The 18,513-nt window shown below is 35.3% G+C and carries 12 protein-coding genes and 4 pseudogenes; all 16 read left to right on the top strand.

The annotated features are described in order from the left end of the window. Positions 1-63: 63 nt before the first annotated feature. Positions 64-2,880: a sigma-54-dependent transcriptional regulator gene (locus BW732_RS08255; protein ID WP_077276304.1), complete on the top strand. Its 2,817-nt coding sequence runs from the start codon at positions 64-66 to the stop codon at positions 2,878-2,880. A 161-nt stretch (positions 2,881-3,041) separates the two neighbouring features. After that, complete coding sequence (locus BW732_RS08260; RefSeq protein ID WP_077276305.1) at positions 3,042-3,548, top strand: PTS sugar transporter subunit IIB; 507 nt, start codon at positions 3,042-3,044, stop codon at positions 3,546-3,548. Positions 3,549-3,588: 40 nt separating this feature from the next. Beyond that, a pseudogene (locus BW732_RS11800) lies at positions 3,589-3,987 on the top strand (PTS sugar transporter subunit IIA); the annotation flags it as partial. Positions 3,988-4,053: 66 nt separating this feature from the next. Next, a pseudogene (locus BW732_RS11805) lies at positions 4,054-4,548 on the top strand (PTS sugar transporter subunit IIB); the annotation flags it as partial. Between the two features lie 12 nt (positions 4,549-4,560). Continuing rightward, positions 4,561-5,358, top strand: coding sequence for a PTS mannose/fructose/sorbose transporter subunit IIC (locus BW732_RS08270; RefSeq protein ID WP_077276307.1), 798 nt, complete (start codon positions 4,561-4,563; stop codon positions 5,356-5,358). Between the two features lie 17 nt (positions 5,359-5,375). Next, entirely contained in the window at positions 5,376-6,317 is a 942-nt protein-coding gene (locus BW732_RS08275) for a PTS system mannose/fructose/sorbose family transporter subunit IID (protein WP_077276308.1), read from the top strand. A gap of 86 nt (positions 6,318-6,403) precedes the next feature. Further along, positions 6,404-6,769, top strand: a complete 366-nt coding sequence (locus BW732_RS08280) for a DUF956 family protein (protein ID WP_077276309.1) — start codon at positions 6,404-6,406, stop codon at positions 6,767-6,769. A 122-nt stretch (positions 6,770-6,891) separates the two neighbouring features. Beyond that, positions 6,892-7,617, top strand: coding sequence for a MurR/RpiR family transcriptional regulator (locus BW732_RS08285; protein ID WP_077276310.1), 726 nt, complete (start codon positions 6,892-6,894; stop codon positions 7,615-7,617). 129 nt (positions 7,618-7,746) lie between these two features. Then, the gene (locus BW732_RS08290; RefSeq protein ID WP_077276311.1) at positions 7,747-9,069 is read left to right on the top strand and encodes a 6-phospho-alpha-glucosidase; all 1,323 of its coding nucleotides are present in this window, start codon (positions 7,747-7,749) and stop codon (positions 9,067-9,069) included. 94 nt (positions 9,070-9,163) lie between these two features. Next, entirely contained in the window at positions 9,164-10,723 is a 1,560-nt protein-coding gene (locus tag BW732_RS08295) for a PTS transporter subunit EIIC (protein ID WP_077276312.1), read from the top strand. A 161-nt stretch (positions 10,724-10,884) separates the two neighbouring features. Continuing rightward, positions 10,885-13,506, top strand: coding sequence for a pyruvate, phosphate dikinase (ppdK, locus tag BW732_RS08300; RefSeq protein WP_077276313.1), 2,622 nt, complete (start codon positions 10,885-10,887; stop codon positions 13,504-13,506). Positions 13,507-13,531: 25 nt separating this feature from the next. Next, a complete protein-coding gene (locus BW732_RS08305; protein WP_077276314.1) occupies positions 13,532-14,152 on the top strand; it encodes a helix-turn-helix transcriptional regulator in 621 nt (206 codons plus the stop codon). A gap of 2 nt (positions 14,153-14,154) precedes the next feature. Then, a complete protein-coding gene (locus BW732_RS08310) occupies positions 14,155-15,003 on the top strand; it encodes a pyruvate, water dikinase regulatory protein (protein WP_077276315.1) in 849 nt (282 codons plus the stop codon). A 102-nt stretch (positions 15,004-15,105) separates the two neighbouring features. Next, positions 15,106-16,165, top strand: a pseudogene (locus BW732_RS11845) (IS30 family transposase). Positions 16,166-16,479: 314 nt separating this feature from the next. Continuing rightward, positions 16,480-16,635: pseudogene (locus tag BW732_RS11635) on the top strand (IS6 family transposase); the annotation flags it as partial. Positions 16,636-16,907: 272 nt separating this feature from the next. After that, positions 16,908-18,073, top strand: a protein-coding gene (locus BW732_RS08320) for an IS3 family transposase (RefSeq protein ID WP_152023763.1) whose coding sequence is annotated in 2 segments (ribosomal slippage) — positions 16,908-17,187 and positions 17,187-18,073 — 1,167 coding nt in all. Because the reading frame shifts where the segments join, the coding sequence is not laid out codon by codon here. Positions 18,074-18,513 lie beyond the last annotated feature (440 nt).

The following is an 18,513-nucleotide window of genomic DNA, read 5'->3' on the forward strand; positions in this document are numbered from 1 at the left end:
TATTACTTTTTGATACACTGAAGGTACTCTGTTAGATAAAGGGACCTATTAAGGAGGAGTCACGTGAAAAAGCGAATTGATCGAGTCTATGAATTAGTGAAATCACACACGGATTTTTTAGATGCAGATACGTTAACGGCGGCGTCTGGTCTAACAACACAAGATGTAGCAACTGCACTAAATATTCAGCGTAGTAATGCTAGTAAAGATTTAAATGCTTTAGTTAAAGAAGGCGTACTTGATAAATTTGATGGAAGGCCAGTCCGTTATGTTTGTAAGTCAGTTTTTCGACACAAACCGTTGACCAAACATGTCGAGAGTTATTTAGAAAAGCCTAGAGAAGCAAAAAAACGTGCGATAGCACAAGTAGATTATCCAACGGAAGCAAGTGATATTTTTCAGCGAATTGTTGGTGCCAATGGTAGTATGCGGAATCCAGTTGAGCAAGCAAAAGCATCGATTTTATATCCACCAAAAGGATTAAATTGTTTAATCGTTGGGCCGACTGGCTCTGGAAAAACATATTTTGCGCACACGATGTTTCAATTTGCCAAACAATGTCAGGTCGTGGCAGAAAATAAAGAGATGGTTGTATTTAATTGTGCAGATTATGCGAGTAACCCAGAGTTGTTAATGAGTCATTTATTTGGACATGCTAAAGGTGCATTTACAGGAGCATCAGAAGAAAAAGACGGTTTGTTAACTTTGGCGAATAATAGTTTTCTTTTTTTGGACGAAGTTCATCGTTTACCCCCTGAGGGTCAGGAAATGATTTTTTATTTTATGGATACTGGGCAATATGCTCGTTTAGGAGAAACAACCAAACAACATCAAGCCAATGTTCGAATTATTTGTGCGACCACTGAAGACCCATCGTCGGCCTTATTAAATACGTTTGTCCGTCGTATCCCAATTACCATTCAATTACCTAACTTTGTCAATCGACCGGAAAAAGAAAAAGTTGATCTAGTTCGAGTGATGATGTCGATGGAAGCCAAAAGAATTCAACGCAAAATTGTTTTGACTGATGATGTTATCAAGGCACTCGTTGGTAGTGTTGGTTATGGCAATGTTGGGCAATTAAAATCAAATGTCCAATTAGTAACGGCTCGAGCCTTTTTGAATCATATGGACCAGGATGAATTATTGGTTACTGTCAATGAATTAAATGAATCCATTAAGGAAGGTCTGGCAAAACTTGCTCATAATCGACAAAATATGGCTGAACTTGCCTATTATGTGCCTCAAAAAATGATTATTTCACCTAATGAGTCATACGAAACATTCGAAACTGATGCGTATGAATTACCTTATAATTTATATGATATTATTGGTGACAAAGCAGCTGTTTTAAAAGATGAAGGCTTCAATCAAGAAGCAATTAACCATTTTATTTCGACGGATATTAATGTCCATTTAAAATCATTTTATCGCAATCATGGTTTTAGTTTTGATGCTGATAGTCAGTTGTTAGAAATTATGGATGAAACCGTCATTCGCACGACAAAGCAAATTTTTGAATTTTCTAAGCAGTCACTAAACTATGAGTTTCAAACGAATTTTTTGTATGCGATGGGTTTGCATATTAGTTCATTTATTAATCGGATGCAGTCTGGTAAATATCAAATTACGCAAGACAATGAAAGTATTGAAAAAATGGTCTTACACTATCCTGATGAGCGTGAGGTAGCAGAAGAAATCAAACTAATTATTGAACGCGAACATAGTGTGTCAGTTCCACGAAATGAAGTCAATTATTTGACCGTTCTGTTAGTGTCATTAAAGGAAAATAAATCTGATGGACGGATTGGAATTGTTGTCGCGGCGCATGGTGTTAGTACAGCGTCAAGTATGGTGCAAGTAGTAAAACAGTTATTAAATGTCACGAATTTACGTAGTGTAGATATGCCGCTAGATATGCAACCAAAAGAAGCAAAAGAAAAAATTATTAAGGAAGTTATTGCAGTCAATGAAGGAAGTGGCGTATTATTGCTAGTTGATATGGGATCTTTAGGGACTTTCTCTGAAGATATTGAGAATCAAACGCATATTATGGTTAAAACAGTTGATATGGTAACAACAGCAACGGTTTTAGAAGCTGCTCGTAAAGCCAGCTTAATTGAGACAGATATCAATCAATTACATCAGAGTTTAATTAATTTTCATGGTTATGCAAAACCGAAAGTATCCGTTATCGCTGAAACTAAATTAAGAGATAAAAAAGCAATTATTGCAATTTGTGCTTCGGGTCAAGGAACTGCGCAGCGAATGAAAGATTTATTAGATGACTACCTACAAGCCAGTGTCGCAACAGATATCACGGTATTTCCTATTTCGGTTTTAGATATTAATCAGCAACTAAGTGCTATTCGTCAAGAGTATGAAGTGATTGCAATTACTGGTATTACACAACCAAATATTGATATTCCATTTATTCCAATGGACGTGTTATTTTCACCTGAAGGTAAAAATGCGATTAAACATGTAGTCTCTCAACAATGTACTGAAACATACCCTGAGTTAAATTTATCTGAGGCAAAAGCTGTGTGTTTGGAATTTATGCTAAAAAGTTTTACTTTTATTAATCCTGAGAAATTAATTGACCCCTTATGGCATGTAGCTGATTTAGTCACTTCTGGCTTAAAATTAGTTGAGAAACCAGCTTTTTATACTAATCTGTGTTTGCATCTTGCTGGATCGATTGAGCGAGAATTAAGGAAAGATACACTAACAGCAACTAAGGAAGATATAAGTGTCATGAAACGAGATAATATCTATGACACGGTTGTTTTAGCGCTTAGTTATTTGAGGGATACACTAAAAGTTGAATTTTGTGATAGCGAGGTTTTTTATACTTACCAAATTGTTAAAAATTTCTAAAAAACGATACACACAAAACAATACACTGTACAGTGTATTGTTTTGTGTATTTTTTTTGTTTAAAATAACCGATACAATAGCTTTCTTAAAAGTTGGCACGTAATTTGCATATGTAATGGTGAGGAGTTAAAAAGTCTCAACTTATTTTATGAAAAGGAGGAATTTCAATGGATATTCGCTTAGTTCGGATTGATGACAGATTAATTCATGGTCAAGTTGCTACTGTCTGGACCAAGCATACTAATGTGAATCGGATTTTAGTTGTTAGTGATGAGGTTGCAAAGGATGAACTGCGGAAGTTACTTTTAGTTCAAGCAGCGCCATTAGGTGTAAAAGTTAATGTTATCCCTGTTTATAAATTAATTGAACTGGCTCGAGATGTTCGGATGTTAGCTGATAATTCTAAATTAATGCTATTATTTACTAATCCTGGTGACGTTCGACGTGTGGTTGATGCTGGTATTTTTATTGAAACAATTAATGTAGGTGGTATGAGCTTTCAAACTGGTAAACGTATGATTACTAATGCAATTGCTGTGGATGACAATGACATTAACGATTTTGAGTACTTAGGCCAAAAAAATATCAAGATTGAAATTCGGAAAGTTGTTGCAGATAATTCGATTGATTTATTGAATTTATTGCGCAAAGACAAATTAATAAAATAAGTGACTAATAACACTTAATGCTAATTAGGAGGTAAAAATTATGGTAGGAATCATTTTAGCAAGTCATGGCGAATTCGCTAATGGTATTTTGCAATCAGGCTCAATGATTTTTGGCGAACAAGAAAATGTTCAAGCTGTGACATTGATGCCTAGTGAGGGTCCAGATGATTTAAGAGCGAAGTTAGAAGCGGCAGTACAATCATTTGACGACCAAAATGAGGTATTATTTTTAGTCGATTTATGGGGTGGAACACCATTTAACCAAGCAAATACATTGTTTGAAGAAAATAAAGAAACTTGGGCAATTGTCAGCGGTTTAAATTTACCAATGTTGATTGAAGCTTATGCTTCACGTTTTTCAATGGAATCGGCTCATGAAATTGCTGCACACATTATTGAAACAGCTAAAGACGGTGTTAAAGTTCGTCCGGAAGCATTAGATGTAGTAGCTGAAAAAACAACCAAGCCAGAGATTGATAGTTCATCATTACCAACGGAAGGACAAATGAAAGTTGTTCTAGCCCGCATTGATTCTCGTTTATTACATGGTCAAGTCGCAACAGCCTGGACTAAAACAACTAGTCCAACACGGATTATCGTCGTATCTGATAATGTGGCAAAAGATGATTTACGTAAAACATTAATCACTCAAGCCGCTCCGCCAGGTGTGAAAGCGAATGTTATTCCGATTGCTAAATTAGCAGAAATTTGGAAAGATCCACGTTTTGGTAAAACCAAAGCATTATTACTATTTGAAAATCCAGAAGATGTTGTACGCGCAGTTGATATGGGTGTCGATTTGACAGACATTAATGTTGGTTCAATGGCGCATTCTGAAGGGAAAATCATGGTCAATAACGTTTTATCAGTGAACAAAGAGGACGTTGAAGCCTTTGAATATCTAAAAGAAAAAGGAATCAAGTTTGATGTTAGAAAAGTACCAAGTGATTCATCGAAAAACTTATGGGACTTACTAGCAAAAACTGGGATGACTAAATAAGGAGGAACTATTATGTCAATTATTGCTGTTACATTTGTCGTTTTAATAGCATTTTTAGCCGGTGTTGGAGGAATTTTAGACCAATTTCAATTTCATCAACCAATCGTTGCGTGTACGTTAATTGGTATGGCAACAGGTAATTTAGCAGAAGGTATTATGTTAGGTGGTCAATTACAATTAATCGCTTTAGGGTGGATGAATATTGGGGCTGCTGTAGCACCGGATGCAGCGCTAGCTTCGGTTGCAGCTGCTATTCTTGTTACAATGAAAGGTGCTAGCGTTGACGAAGGGATTGCTTTAGCGATTCCATTAGCTGTTGCTGGTCAAGTATTAACGATTTTCGTTCGTTCAATCACAGTTGGTTTAGCACATGGTGCCGATAAAAAAGCTGAAGAAGGCTCAATTCGTGGCGTAGAAACATTCCATATGATTGCTTTGTTCTTACAAGGAATTCGGATTGCGATTCCAGCAGCTATTATAGTTGCAGTACCAGCTGAAGCTGTAACAAGTGCATTACATGCTATTCCAGATTGGATTACTGGTGGTTTAGCAGTAGCTGGTGGCTTTATCGTAGCAGTAGGTTATGCAATGGTTATTAACATGATGGCAACACCAAAATTATGGCCATTCTTCTTCTTAGGTTTTGCATTAGCAGCCGTATCAGAGTTGAACTTAATCGCTATGGGTATTATTGGTCTTGTCTTAGCTCTTGTGTATATCCAATTAGCACCAGAATTTAACGGCGGTGGTGGTAATGGTTCAGGCCCAAGTAAGGGTGACCCATTAGACGACATCTTGAATGACTATTAAAAAGGAGGACACAGACAATGACAGAATTAAACGTGGTAAAATTAACGAAAAAAGAACGTATCTCTGTATGGTGGAGAAGTCAGTTCTTACAAGCATCTTGGAACTATGAACGTATGCAAAACGTAGGTTGGGCATTTGCAATGATGCCTGCCATCAAAAAACTATATCACACAAAAGAAGATCGTGCGTTAGCGTTAAAACGTCACTTAGAGTTCTTTAATACCCATCCATATGTCGCTGCACCAATCATTGGAGTGACTTTAACACTTGAAGAAGAAAAAGCTGCGGGAGCACCGATTGATAATGCAGCCATTCAAGGGGTTAAAATTGGGATGATGGGTCCTTTAGCTGGTGTTGGTGACCCGATTTTCTGGGGAACTTTACGACCAGTAATCGGTGCCTTTGCTGCTTCTCTAGCATTACAAGGTAGTATTATTGGACCATTAGTTTTCTTCTTTGCATGGAACATTATTCGTATGTCATTCTTATGGTACACACAAGAGTTAGGTTACCGTCAAGGATCAAATATCACCCAAGATTTAAGTGGTGGTGTGATGCAAAAAATTACTCAAGGGGCATCAATTCTAGGGATGTTTATCATGGGGGTCTTGGTACCTCGTTGGACGACTATGAATTTCCCAATGGTGTTATCAAAAGTTGATGTGGATAAAAAATCATTGGTGGACTTCTCTGGCATGATTACTTCAGCGAATGAAGGCAAATTAAATGTCAATTCAATCCGTGAAGTTATCAACCAAATTAATAGTGGAGCAAATGTTAACCCACAAAAAGTTACGACACTAGGTGATATGTTTAACCAATTAATTCCTGGTTTAATGCCATTATTATTAACACTTGGTTGTATGTGGTTATTAAGAAAAAAAGTCAGCCCAATTACTATTATCTTCGGTTTATTTGTTATTGGTATTTTGGGATATGTTGTTGGTATCTTTGGTTAATAATGTCTCGAAAGAGATGGGCAGAACCTTCTGTTCATCTCTTTTTTTGTTATAATAGAAAAGAAATAGAAATGGAGGCAAGATGAATGGTTGAAAGTTTAAATCGGCAAGTCGAGATTGCTGTGAAGGCCAATGCATTTTTAAACCCTGTAAATCCAAAAGCAGGAATTATAGCCATTGGAGACAATGGGGTTGAATTTCGAGAAACTGATGGCGCTGGTTACGTCCAAATTCCTTGGAGCAACATCGTTCAAGTCCGTGCGCAAGTTTATTTTAAAGGAAAGTATATTCGAAGCTTTGATATTATAACGGATACTAATCAAAGTTTAAATTTTGTGACAACTGATGCGATAGATGCTCTAAAAGCCATGCGTCAACACCTATCAAAAGAACAAATGATTCAAGCGCCAGGTAATTTCAGACGGCTATTCAGTCGGCGAAAGAAATCGTAATGACTAAGTATACATGTTATCGTTTAGAAAGCTTTTCTCCTATTTTAAGAGAAGGGCTTTTTTTAGTAAATTATGCTATATTAATTGGGCAATAATCATTCGAATGATGGAGGGGAATTATTATGTTATTTACTAATTTGCAAAAAAATCAACATCGGCTAAATGCTCAGGAACATGATATTCTTAAGTATATTCGTGAAAATATTGATGGTATTAAAGATGATACGCTGAAAACTGTTGCGGCAGCTTTATATGTTTCGCCAAATACAATTGTTCGCTTATCAAAAAAATTAGAATTTAAGGGTTATTCAGAATTAAAAATGGCAGTAGTACTTGATAGAATGCAAAAACCTCTGTCTAGAAAACAGGATGGTTTAACGCTAAAAGAACAAATTGAACAAACAGACGCTTTGTTAAGTGATGAGATTGTAGAAAAAATTGTGACAATATTACATCATAGCCAACACGTATACTTTTTTGCATGTGGCCCATCTAAATATCCTTGTGAAGAAATGAAAGAAAAATTAAGGATTTGTGGTATTGAAGCATCGCTATACTATGAACCACATGTTATGAAACAACGGGCAAAACAATTGAAAAATGGAGATACTTTGGTTGTGGTAAGTTTAAGTGGAGAAACTAAGACACCTTTAGAAGCAATGAAAATTGCCAAGATTACAGAAGCAACAATTGTTTCATTGACTGGATTTTCACAAAATAGTATTTCAAAGTTAGCTGATTATTCTTTGTATACTTTTTATGAAGAGTTACGTCTGAATGAGATGGATGTTTCGTCACGGTTAGGTATTTATTATGTCTTAAATTACTTGTTTGATTCGCTAATTTAATTGTGTTCTCAAACACACGCGTGTGTTGAATAGCAGGTTGTGTGTTAAGAGTCTACTTAATCCCTAAGTGATTGTTTTAACCTTCTAAGTTGATAGAATAAAAGCATCAACTACTTAGGAGGAAATAGTATGAAGAAGAATAATATTGTCATTGTCGGTGGGGGATCAACTTGGTCACCAGGCATTTTAAAAGCGTTAACCAAACATCAAGATATTTTTCCATTTAACAAAATCACATTATATGATACAGATGAAAAACGTCAAGAAGTAATTGGTCAATTCGGTGAAATTTTATTTAAAGAAGAAACCCCTGATATTGAATTTGCTTATACAACAGATAAGACAGAAGCCTTTACAGATGTTGATTTTGTTTTTTGCCAAATGCGTACTGGCGGTTATCCAATGCGTGAAAAAGATGAAAAAATTCCTTTGTCAATGGGAATGATTGGCCAAGAAACGTGTGGACCTGGTGGATTTGCCTATGGGATGCGCTCAATCCGTGACATGATTGAATTAGTGGAAGATGTTCGTCGATTGAGTCCAGATGCTTGGATTTTAAATTATACTAATCCAGCAGCTATTGTGGCACATGCTTTAAATATGGTATTCCCAGAAGATAAACGTATTTTGAATATCTGTGACCAACCTGTTAATCTATTGCGTTCATTTGGTCGTTTGATTAATCGCGATTTTAATGAGTTTGAACCAACTTACTTCGGTTTAAATCATTTTGGGTGGTTTACTCATGTTTATGATAAAGATGGGAATGATTTGTTACCGGAGATTAAAGATTATACACTGAAAAATGGTTTTTTACCTGTCGATGCTGAACAAAGAGATCAATCGTGGTTGGATACCTATGCTATGGTTGAAAATATGATTCGAGATTTTCCAGATTATTTACCAAATACTTATTTACAATATTACCTTTATCCAAATTACAAATTATCTAGTTTAGATCCTAATTATACGCGTGCCAATGAAGTGATGGACGGCCGTGAAAAACGAGTATTTGAAGAATGTCGAAGAATTGTTGCTGTTGGTACGGCAAAAGATTCTCATATTGTTCATAACGATGCCCATGGTGATATGATTGTTGAAGTTGCAGCGTCAATCTATGGAAACTTACGTCGAACATTTATCGTTATTGTGCCAAACAAGGGAATTGTTTCGAATTTATCGGATGACTTAATGATTGAAGTCGCAGCATCTTTAGGTGCAAATGGCCCTGCACCATATGCAGTCGGTAAAATTGGTACTTTTTATAAAGGGTTAATTGAAGGGCAATATGCGTATGAGAAACTAACTTGTGAAGCATATTTAGAAAAATCATATACTAAAGCTTTACAGGCATTAACGTTAAATAGAACAATAGGTGATGCAACAAAGGCTCGTCAAATATTAGATGCTTTAATTGAAGCCAATTGTGATTACTGGCCAGAATTAAATTAATAAAGGCACTGTCCTAAAAGTGTGTGGTGAGAGAGCAAGTGATAGTTCTCTCACTTTTTATAGATAAAATGAAAACGATTTTTTGGAGGGTAATATGAATAAAGCAAAATTGTTAGAAGGCTTTCAAAAATTAGGGAAAGTACTAATGGCTCCGGTTTTAATTTTACCAATTTCTGGTATTTTAGTTGGTATTGGTAGTGCTTTTAGTAATCCTAACTTAATTAAGCTAGTTCCATTTTTAGGTAGCACATTTTTTGTGTATCTCTTTCAAATTATAAAAGCAGCGGGTAATGTTGTAAATGATCATATTCCTGTTATTTTTGCAATGGCCATTGCCTACGGATTTGCAAAATCAGAAAAAGGAACAGCTGCTTTATCCGGTTTTTTAGGGTACATGACTATGAATACAGTTATGGGCACATTTTTGACACTTGGGGGAACGATAACGCCAGAAGAATTATTGACCGGACAAAAAAGTATTTTAGGGATTTTAACGTTAGATACAGGTGTTTTTGGGGGGATTTTAATTGGTCTATTGGTCAGTTATCTTCATAATAAATATTACAAAATTGAGTTGCCACCAGTATTATCTTTGTTTAATGGAACAAGATCAATACCAGCGATTACAATAATTGCATCTTGCTTTGCAGGTTTAGCTATGTCCTTTATTTTTCCACCGATTCAATCAGGACTAAATTTATCATCTGAATTTATTGTGGCAACTGGTTCGTTTGGTGCATTTTTATATGGATTATTGGAGCGTTTATTATTACCTTTTGGACTACATCATTTTATTTATCTACCATTCTTTTTTACAAGCTTAGGTGGTGTTGCTGATATTGGTGGTGAAGTAGTAGAAGGTGCAGTTAATATCTATAACGCTATTCTCAATACACCGGGTGCTAAATTTGATATAAGTGTCAGTCGTTTTTTAATGAATGGTAAAGTCATTTTTGCTATGTGTGGCTTACCGGGTGCAGCATTTGCAATATATAAAACAGCGTTACCACAAAACAGGAAAAAAATTGCATCACTAATGATTGCTGTTGTCATTCCCTGTGCACTTATGGGGATTAGTGAACCACTTGAGTACAGCTTTTTATTTGTGGCACCAGCATTGTTTGGCATTCATGCTATTTTTTCTGGGTTAGCCTATTTTATTACTTATATTGTACAATTCAATGTTGTTGGATCAGCCGCTTTTGGAGGTCCTTTTATGTCTTTGATTTTTAATGGTATCTTAGGTGCTGACAAAGGATCAAATTGGTTATGGGTATTTCCATTAGGAGTTACTTACTTCCTTGTTTATTATTTTGTTTTTAAGTTTGCTATTGAGAAATGGAATTTAAAAACACCTGGTCGTGAAATAGAATTAATGGTTGAAGATGAGACTGTATCTTCTTCTGAAAATGATTTTTTAAGTCAATTAGTTGAGGCTGTTGGAGGAAAAGATAATATTATTAAGGTTGATGCTTGCTTTACTCGGCTACGTTTAACTCTTGAAAATCCAGACAAAGTCTCAGAAAAATCAGTTTTTACAACGACATTAAGTGCAAATGGTGTTGTGAACGTTACATCAGGTATTCAAATTATTTATGGAAATAAGGCGGCAGTCTATAAAACAGAATTAAGAGAATACTTGGGTATGGAATAGATAGTAATGCTCAACCTATAAGATGTATTAGTGGATTGATAGATCCATTAATACGTCTTATTCATTTTTAAGTTAAAAAAAATCTTATTAATACCTATTGATTTTATATAATACGTCATATATAATTCAATCATACGTAATATATAGGAGGAGAACAGAACATGAAGCAGGTTTATCAATTTCACGAAGGTCAAGGGAGTATGCGTCAATTATTAGGTGGTAAAGGAGCAAACTTGGCAGAAATGACACGTTTAGGCTTACCAGTACCGCCAGGTTTTACGATTACAACTGAAGCATGCATCCACTACTTAGCAAACGGTAAGCGCTTAACGACTGAATTGAAAAACGAAATTGAAGGACATTTATCAGAGTTAGAGAAACAAACAGGAAAATCTATCAATGATACGTCTGATTTATTATTATTGTCTGTTCGAAGTGGTTCTAAGTTTTCAATGCCTGGGATGATGGATACGATTTTGAATCTTGGGTTGAATGATAAAAATGTTGAAGTTTTCGCCGAATTAACAGGTAATCCACAATTTGCTTATGATTGCTACCGTCGTTTGTTACAAATGTATGGTAATGTTGTTTGTGGTATTGAAGGATACTTTTTTGAAGGCGTTTTAGAAACAGTTAAAAATAAATATGGTGTAAAACAAGATTATGATTTGACGGTAGAGCAATTAAAAGAAATTATTGCCGCATTTAAACAAGTCTATCTTGATCATGATAAACAAGAATTTCCACAAGATGTAAGAGAACAAATGTATCAATCAATTGAAGCCGTTTTTTCATCATGGAATAATAATCGTGCTCGTGTCTATCGTGAGCTACATGGGATTGATCACAATTTAGGGACCGCTGTGAATATTCAAGCGATGGTCTTTGGAAATAGTGGCGACCAAAGTGGAACTGGCGTCTTATTCACACGCAATCCAGCTACTGGTGAACACAAGTTGTTTGGAGAATATTTAATTAATGCTCAAGGTGAAGATGTTGTTGCGGGTGTACGAACACCACTAGACATCAGTCATTTAGAAAAAGAGATGCCAGAAGTTTATGCAGATTTATTCAAAATGGCAACCAACTTAGAAAAACACTATAAAGATATGCAAGATATTGAGTTTACGATTGATAATAAAAAACTCTACTTGTTACAAACACGTAATGGTAAACGGACAGCACAAGCTGCAGTGAAAATAGCTGTCGATATGGTAGAAGAAGGTCTAGTGACTAAGGATGAAGCATTAATGATGATTGAACCTGAGTCAATTAATAGTTTATTGCATCCTGTTTTTGATAGTACACAGATTAAAGAGGACCAAATTCTATCAACTAATGGTTTGCCTGCCAGTCCAGGCTCAGCAACTGGTAAAATTTGTTTTGATACAGAAGCGGCTAAAGTAATGACTAGTCAAGGTCATGCAGTAGTCTTGGTTCGTCAAGAAACGTCACCGGAAGATATTGAAGGTATGGTAATCAGTAAAGCTATTGTGACCAGTCGTGGGGGTATGACATCTCATGCAGCAGTCGTTGCTCGGGGCATGGGAACTTGTTGTGTTGCTGGCTGTTCTGATTTAGAAGTAAATGAAGAACTAAAACAAGTGAGATGTGGCGATACAGTGCTAACTGAGGGAGATATTCTTTCAGTTGATGGCTCTAAAGGTCATTTATACGTTGGTGAAATTCCGTTAATCATAAGTGAAAATAATGACTATCTAGATACTATTTTAGATTGGGCACAAGAGCGTGCGCGTTTAGCTATTCGTATGAATGCTGAAACGGTGACTGACATTCAAGCAGGTTTAGACTTTAATGCTGCTGGTATCGGTTTGGTTCGTACGGAACATATGTTTTTCGCTCCAGCTCGTTTGAAAGAAATGCGTCGTTTTATCTTGTCACGTAATACAGAAGAACGTCAAAAAGCATTAGATATTATTTTAAATTACCAATTAGATGATTTTAAAGAAATCTTTGATACAATTGCTGAAAAACCAGCAGTTATTCGTTTATTAGACCCACCATTGCATGAGTTTGTTCCAACAAAACTAAGCGAGATTGAGAAATTAGCGGTAGAATTAGAACTAGATAGTAATGTATTAACTAGTCGCATTAATGAATTACATGAAGTCAATCCAATGTTGGGACACCGTGGCTGTCGTTTAGCCGTAACTTATCCTGAGTTATATTTAATGCAGGCTGAGGCTATCATTCGTAGTGCAATCGAGCGTCAAAAAACAACTGGTTTACGCGTATCGCCAGAGATTATGATTCCTTTAGTTGGGATGACACCAGAAGTAACAATTCTAAAAGAAAAAATTGTGGCACATATTAATCAAATTATTGATGCCGAAGCAGTTGAAATTGATTATACTGTAGGTACTATGATTGAAATTCCAAGAGCTTGTTTAATTGCAGATGAAATTGCGGAAGAAGCTGATTTCTTTAGTTTTGGAACGAACGACTTAACACAAATGACATTTGGATTTTCACGTGATGATGCTGGGAAATTTATTCAACAGTATGAAGAACAAGGCATCTTACCGAAAGATCCGTTCCAAACGCTAGATGTTGAAGGCGTTGGTGAGTTAATTAAAGTTGCGGTAGAACGAGCACGCTCTGTACGTCCGGATTTAAAAATTGGTGTTTGTGGCGAATTGGGTGGCGACCCTGCATCAATTAAATATTTTGACAAGTGGGGCTTAGACTATGTGTCATGTTCACCATTTAGAATTCCAATTGCTTACCTAGCAGCAGCGCAAAGTCAAATCGAACAATCATAGGATTATGTTAAAATGAGGGGTTAAGATGGAATTATCAGATCGTCAAAAAAAAATTATTGATATTGTGAAGCATCATGAACCAATCAGCGGAGATAAAATTGCAGAAGAACTTGGTTTAACTAAACCGACATTGCGTAGCGATTTAGCTGTTTTGACGATGACGGGCATTCTAGATGCTCGACCAAAAGTTGGTTATGTGTATTCGGGTATCGCTTTTGAACCGCTCCTTCATGACCGTTTGTTTAATACAACTGTCAGTGAATTGATGTCAACACCAGTGATTGTGTATCCAGAAACAACAATTAGAGATGCGACAACATCATTGTTTATGTATGATTGCGGGTCGTTATATGTGATTGATCAAGAAACCAAACAATTGGTTGGTATTGTTTCTCGAAAAGACTTACTACGCAGTTTGTTAAATAATCAAGATAACGATTTAGCCATTGCGATTATTATGACACGCATGCCTAATTTAGTTTTAGCGACACCAGATATGACTGTTTTACAAGCTGGTGAATTATTAGTCAATCATGAAATAGATTCCTTGCCGGTCATTGGAGATAGGGCGGCCAAGGAAGTAGTTGGTAAGTTGTCAAAAACGCGAATTATGCAGCATTTTATTCAGATGGGAAGTGACCAGTAACAATGAATACGTTACAGGAAAGACGAGAGAAAAAATTAACGCTATTTGTTATATCTGATTCAATTGGTGAAACTGCGCAACGGGTGATTCACGCTGTGTTGGCTCAGTTTCCAAGTTTAGAGGATTACGATATTCAAACGTTTCCGTTTATTGATTCTGCTGAAAGTTTAGGCGGTATTTTACGAGATGCGTTAAAAGAAAAGGCGGTTGTGATTACAACGTTAGTCAGTCAAGAGCTAACGGAAGTTTGTCAGGAGTTTTGTGAACGGACTGGATTAGAATGGCTAGATTATATGACGCCGTTGTTATCGGTTGTAGCGAAAAGAACTCATTTAACACCAAGCTATGAAAGTGGCTCGCAATACCGTTTGAACCAAGATTATTTTAAACGAGTTGAAGCAATGGAGTTTGCTGTGCGCTATGATGATGGCAAAGAAGCTAAAGGTTTTTTAAAAGCAGATATCGTAATTCTAGGTGTATCACGTACATCAAAAACACCATTAAGTATGTACTTAGCTAATAAGTCCTATAAAGTAGCTAACTTGCCCCTTATTCCTGAAGTTTCTTTACCAAAAGAAATTGATGAACTTGAAGGGAAAGTCGTGATTGGTCTAACAGCTAATGCTAATTACTTAATGAGTGTCCGCCAATCGCGTTTAGCATCATTGGGTTTACAAGGAACATCGTCTTATGTTGAACTAGAACGAATTAAAGCAGAGTTGGCTTATGCACGTGATGTTTTCGAAAAAACAGGCGCTTATGTTATTGATGTAACTAACCAGTCAATAGAAGAAACAGCACAACAAATTATGACGTATGCTACTAGTCAACAATTAAAATTAAAAGCTTAATTGTAGAATCAAGTTAGCCATCCTATAATAATAGAAAAACACCATGGTAAAAAATTCGTGTATCATTGAAGTGTCTACCCAACAACGAAAGGAATTTTTATCATGGTGCAAACTAAGAATAACACAAAAAAATCAAGCTACAAATATCTTTCCTTTGAGGAAAGACAACTTATCGAATTTTGGCACAAAGATGGGATTTCAAATAGAGAAATAGGCTTACGATTAGGACGCCATCATCAAACCATTGCTAATGAGCTAAGTCGTGGTACGGTGACTCAAATTAAAGAAAATAAAAAGACCAAATCAATCTACTTTGCTGATACAGGACAGGCTAAATACATAGAAAACAGAAAACGTTGTGGTTCCAAATCTATGCTTGTTCATGCTGTTGATTTTATTAATTATGCCTGTAAACAAATTATAGACTTTAATTGGTCACCAGATGTAATTGTTGGTTTCATCAAGTCCTTAGGAACTTGGGATAAACCTCTTGTTTCTACTAAGACTCATTATAACCATATTGATAAAGGTTTTTTACTAGTCAGAAATCATTACCTCAAGATGAAAGTTAGACTATCACCTAAAAAGAAAAGAAGTGGTAAGCATAAAAAGTCTCTCGGGAAATCAATTGATGAAAGACCTAATCATGTTGATTATAGAGAAGAATTTGGTCATTGGGAAATAGATAGTGTCATTGGTTCAAAATCTAAAGATGATAATGCTCTATTGACACTTGTTGAAAGAAAAACTCGCTACATGATTACTATATGTTTTAGATGATCATACAGAAGAATCAGTTAGTTACGCTATTAAAAAGTTAAAATCTGAGTTCGGACGTACTAGATTTAGTGACATATTTCAATCAATTACTGCTGATAATGGCAGTGAATTTAGCTCACTTCATGATACTCTACAGCAAATAACCGATATCTACTTTGCACACCCTTATTCATCTTGGGAACGAGGAATAAACGAAAGACATAATGGTTTATTAAGGCAATTTGTTCCGAAAGGAACGCCTATCTATAACTACTCAAAGGAATTCATTCAACTAGCTACTGAAAAGGTTAATCTTTTACCACGTAAACTTTTAAACTATAGACAACCAGCAACATTATTTTTAGAAGAAATTCAAAATCTTAAGGTTAACACATGTTGGTAAGGATGGATTTTAATAGAATAATACTAAAATTTAGATATTTTTACCAAGGTAGCTAACTTAATGTTGCAATTTAGATTTATAATTTTTTTAATTAATATAAATAAAATATTGCTTTCAATATAACTTAAAAATATTTTCAATGATGCTTTTTAGTTTAATAATTTTTTAGGTATATTATTCCTTTTTGACGCAATATCTTGAATGAACATTTCATCAATTTCATTGAAATCTATTCTTTTATAGGTCTGTTGTAAAGGTTCCATTAAAGTCATTTTAGGGTAAATTTATCTTAATACAAACTAGGTGGAACAAAGATGATTCATTTTAAAGACAAAAAGTTTCAGGAAGATATCATTATTGTCACTGTAGGTTACTATTTTCGGTCATACAATCATTTATAGTTGGATGCAAGAGTATGGAAAGATAATAACGTTTGGAATAAGAAGAAAAATAAACAGATTCTTTACTCATGAGAAATGGACAAAACTTACATTAAAATTAAATGTAAAAAAATAGTTAAATAATTATTTAACTGTCAGGTTACCATAATCCCTATTTAACCAAACAGCACGATTCAGAACACAACATTGTGAATCTCAACTGGTATAGCTAAAATCAATCTAAAGAAGCCCTAGAAATAAGGTTTCTTTTTTTGGAAGATAGTGAAATGGATAGGCTACACTTGACTAGACAGAAAAAATAAGGTGTGATGAGAATAAGAAAACACACTGGAGGAAATGTCATGTTAGAACGTAAACCAAGAAGAACTTTTACCAAAGAATTTAAACAACAAATGGTAGATCTTTACCAATCAGGAAAACCTAGAATAGATATTATTCGTGACTATGAGTTAACTCCTTCAACTTTTGATAGGTGGGTAAAACAAGGAACAACCACAGGTTCATTCAAAGAAAAAGATAATTTAACACCTGAACAAAAGGAATTAATCAAACTTAGAAAAGAACTTAAAATGCTTGAAATGGAAAATGATATTTTAAAGCAAGCGGCGCTGATATTCGGACGAAAAGGCAAGTAATTAAAGCCAACAAACATAAATATTCTATATCAGCGATGTGCCGAGTCCTTAAAATATCAAGACAAACTTACTATTATCAGGAAAAGAAGCCATTACTAGAAAGTGAACTAGAAGAAATTGTGGAAATGATTTTTCGCCAAAATAAAAAAGCTTATGGCGCTCGTAAAATAAAAAAAGCACTTAGTTTAGAAGGCATCATTCTCAGTAGAAGAAAAATTAGAAGGATTATGCGACACAGAAACCTCGTTTCTGTGTATACGAAAGCTTATTTTAAGGTGGTATCTTCTAATGTGAATGAGTCTAAAATAACCAATCAATTAAAACGTCATTTTAACTCCGTTATGCCATTAGAAAAAGTTGTCACCGATTTAACTTATGTCAAGGTTGGCAATCGTTGGCACTATGTCTGTTTAATTCTTGATTTATTTAATCGAGAAATCATTGGATTTAGTTGTGGGGCATCAAAAGATGCCGAATTAGTTAAACAGGCATTTTATACGATTCCGTACGCCTTAACAAACATTCAGTTGTTTCATACTGATAGAGGAAAAGAATTTGATAATCAAGTGATTGATACCATACTAAATACATTTAATATCAAGCGATCGTTGAGTAGAAAAGGAAATCCCTGGGATAATGCCGTCGCCGAGTCAACTTATAAATCCTTTAAAGCAGAGTTCGTTTATCCCAATCAGTTTGAGACACTAAAAGAATTATCTATGGCTCTTTATGACTATGTTCATTGGTGGAATCATTTCAGAATACACGGAGCATTGAATTATGTCACTCCGCTTAGTATCAGAGCTCAGAGATTAGCGATAGCTTCCCTTGAGGATGAGTCAAACTGTGATACGTGTGAGATAGCGGGTTGATTTTTATAAGTCAACACACCGCGAAAGAGTCACAGTTTGAGAGGCTCATGGTCAAGGGTAATCGGATAACAGTACCAATGTTTTGACACCTTATAATATTTGTCAAAAAAAGTGTTGCCATTCCAAAATGTTGAAAAGTGTTTGGGTGGGAAATGTTATTAATTTGGATAAGGCAAGCATCGGTTGTGGACGTCCACGACCCAAAAGGGAGCTTGTTAGGTGTTGCCTAAGACCAAGTAAAAAGACCAGGAGAAATGATCTTCCTTCAGAAGGTTTTCTCTTGGCCTCTTTTGTCATTTTGTCTCGATCGGAAGCCCCTAATTGATTTTGATTCCGTTAACTTTTTCATGTGAGGTAGAAAAAAGTTAACGAAGTACAGTGTGTCACTAAGAACTAAAAAGAAAGGGTCTGACGCTTAATTGGTTTATCCATTTTTGAAA

The sequence above is a fragment of the Vagococcus penaei genome (genome assembly GCF_001998885.1).
GTDB lineage: Bacteria > Bacillota > Bacilli > Lactobacillales > Vagococcaceae > Vagococcus > Vagococcus penaei.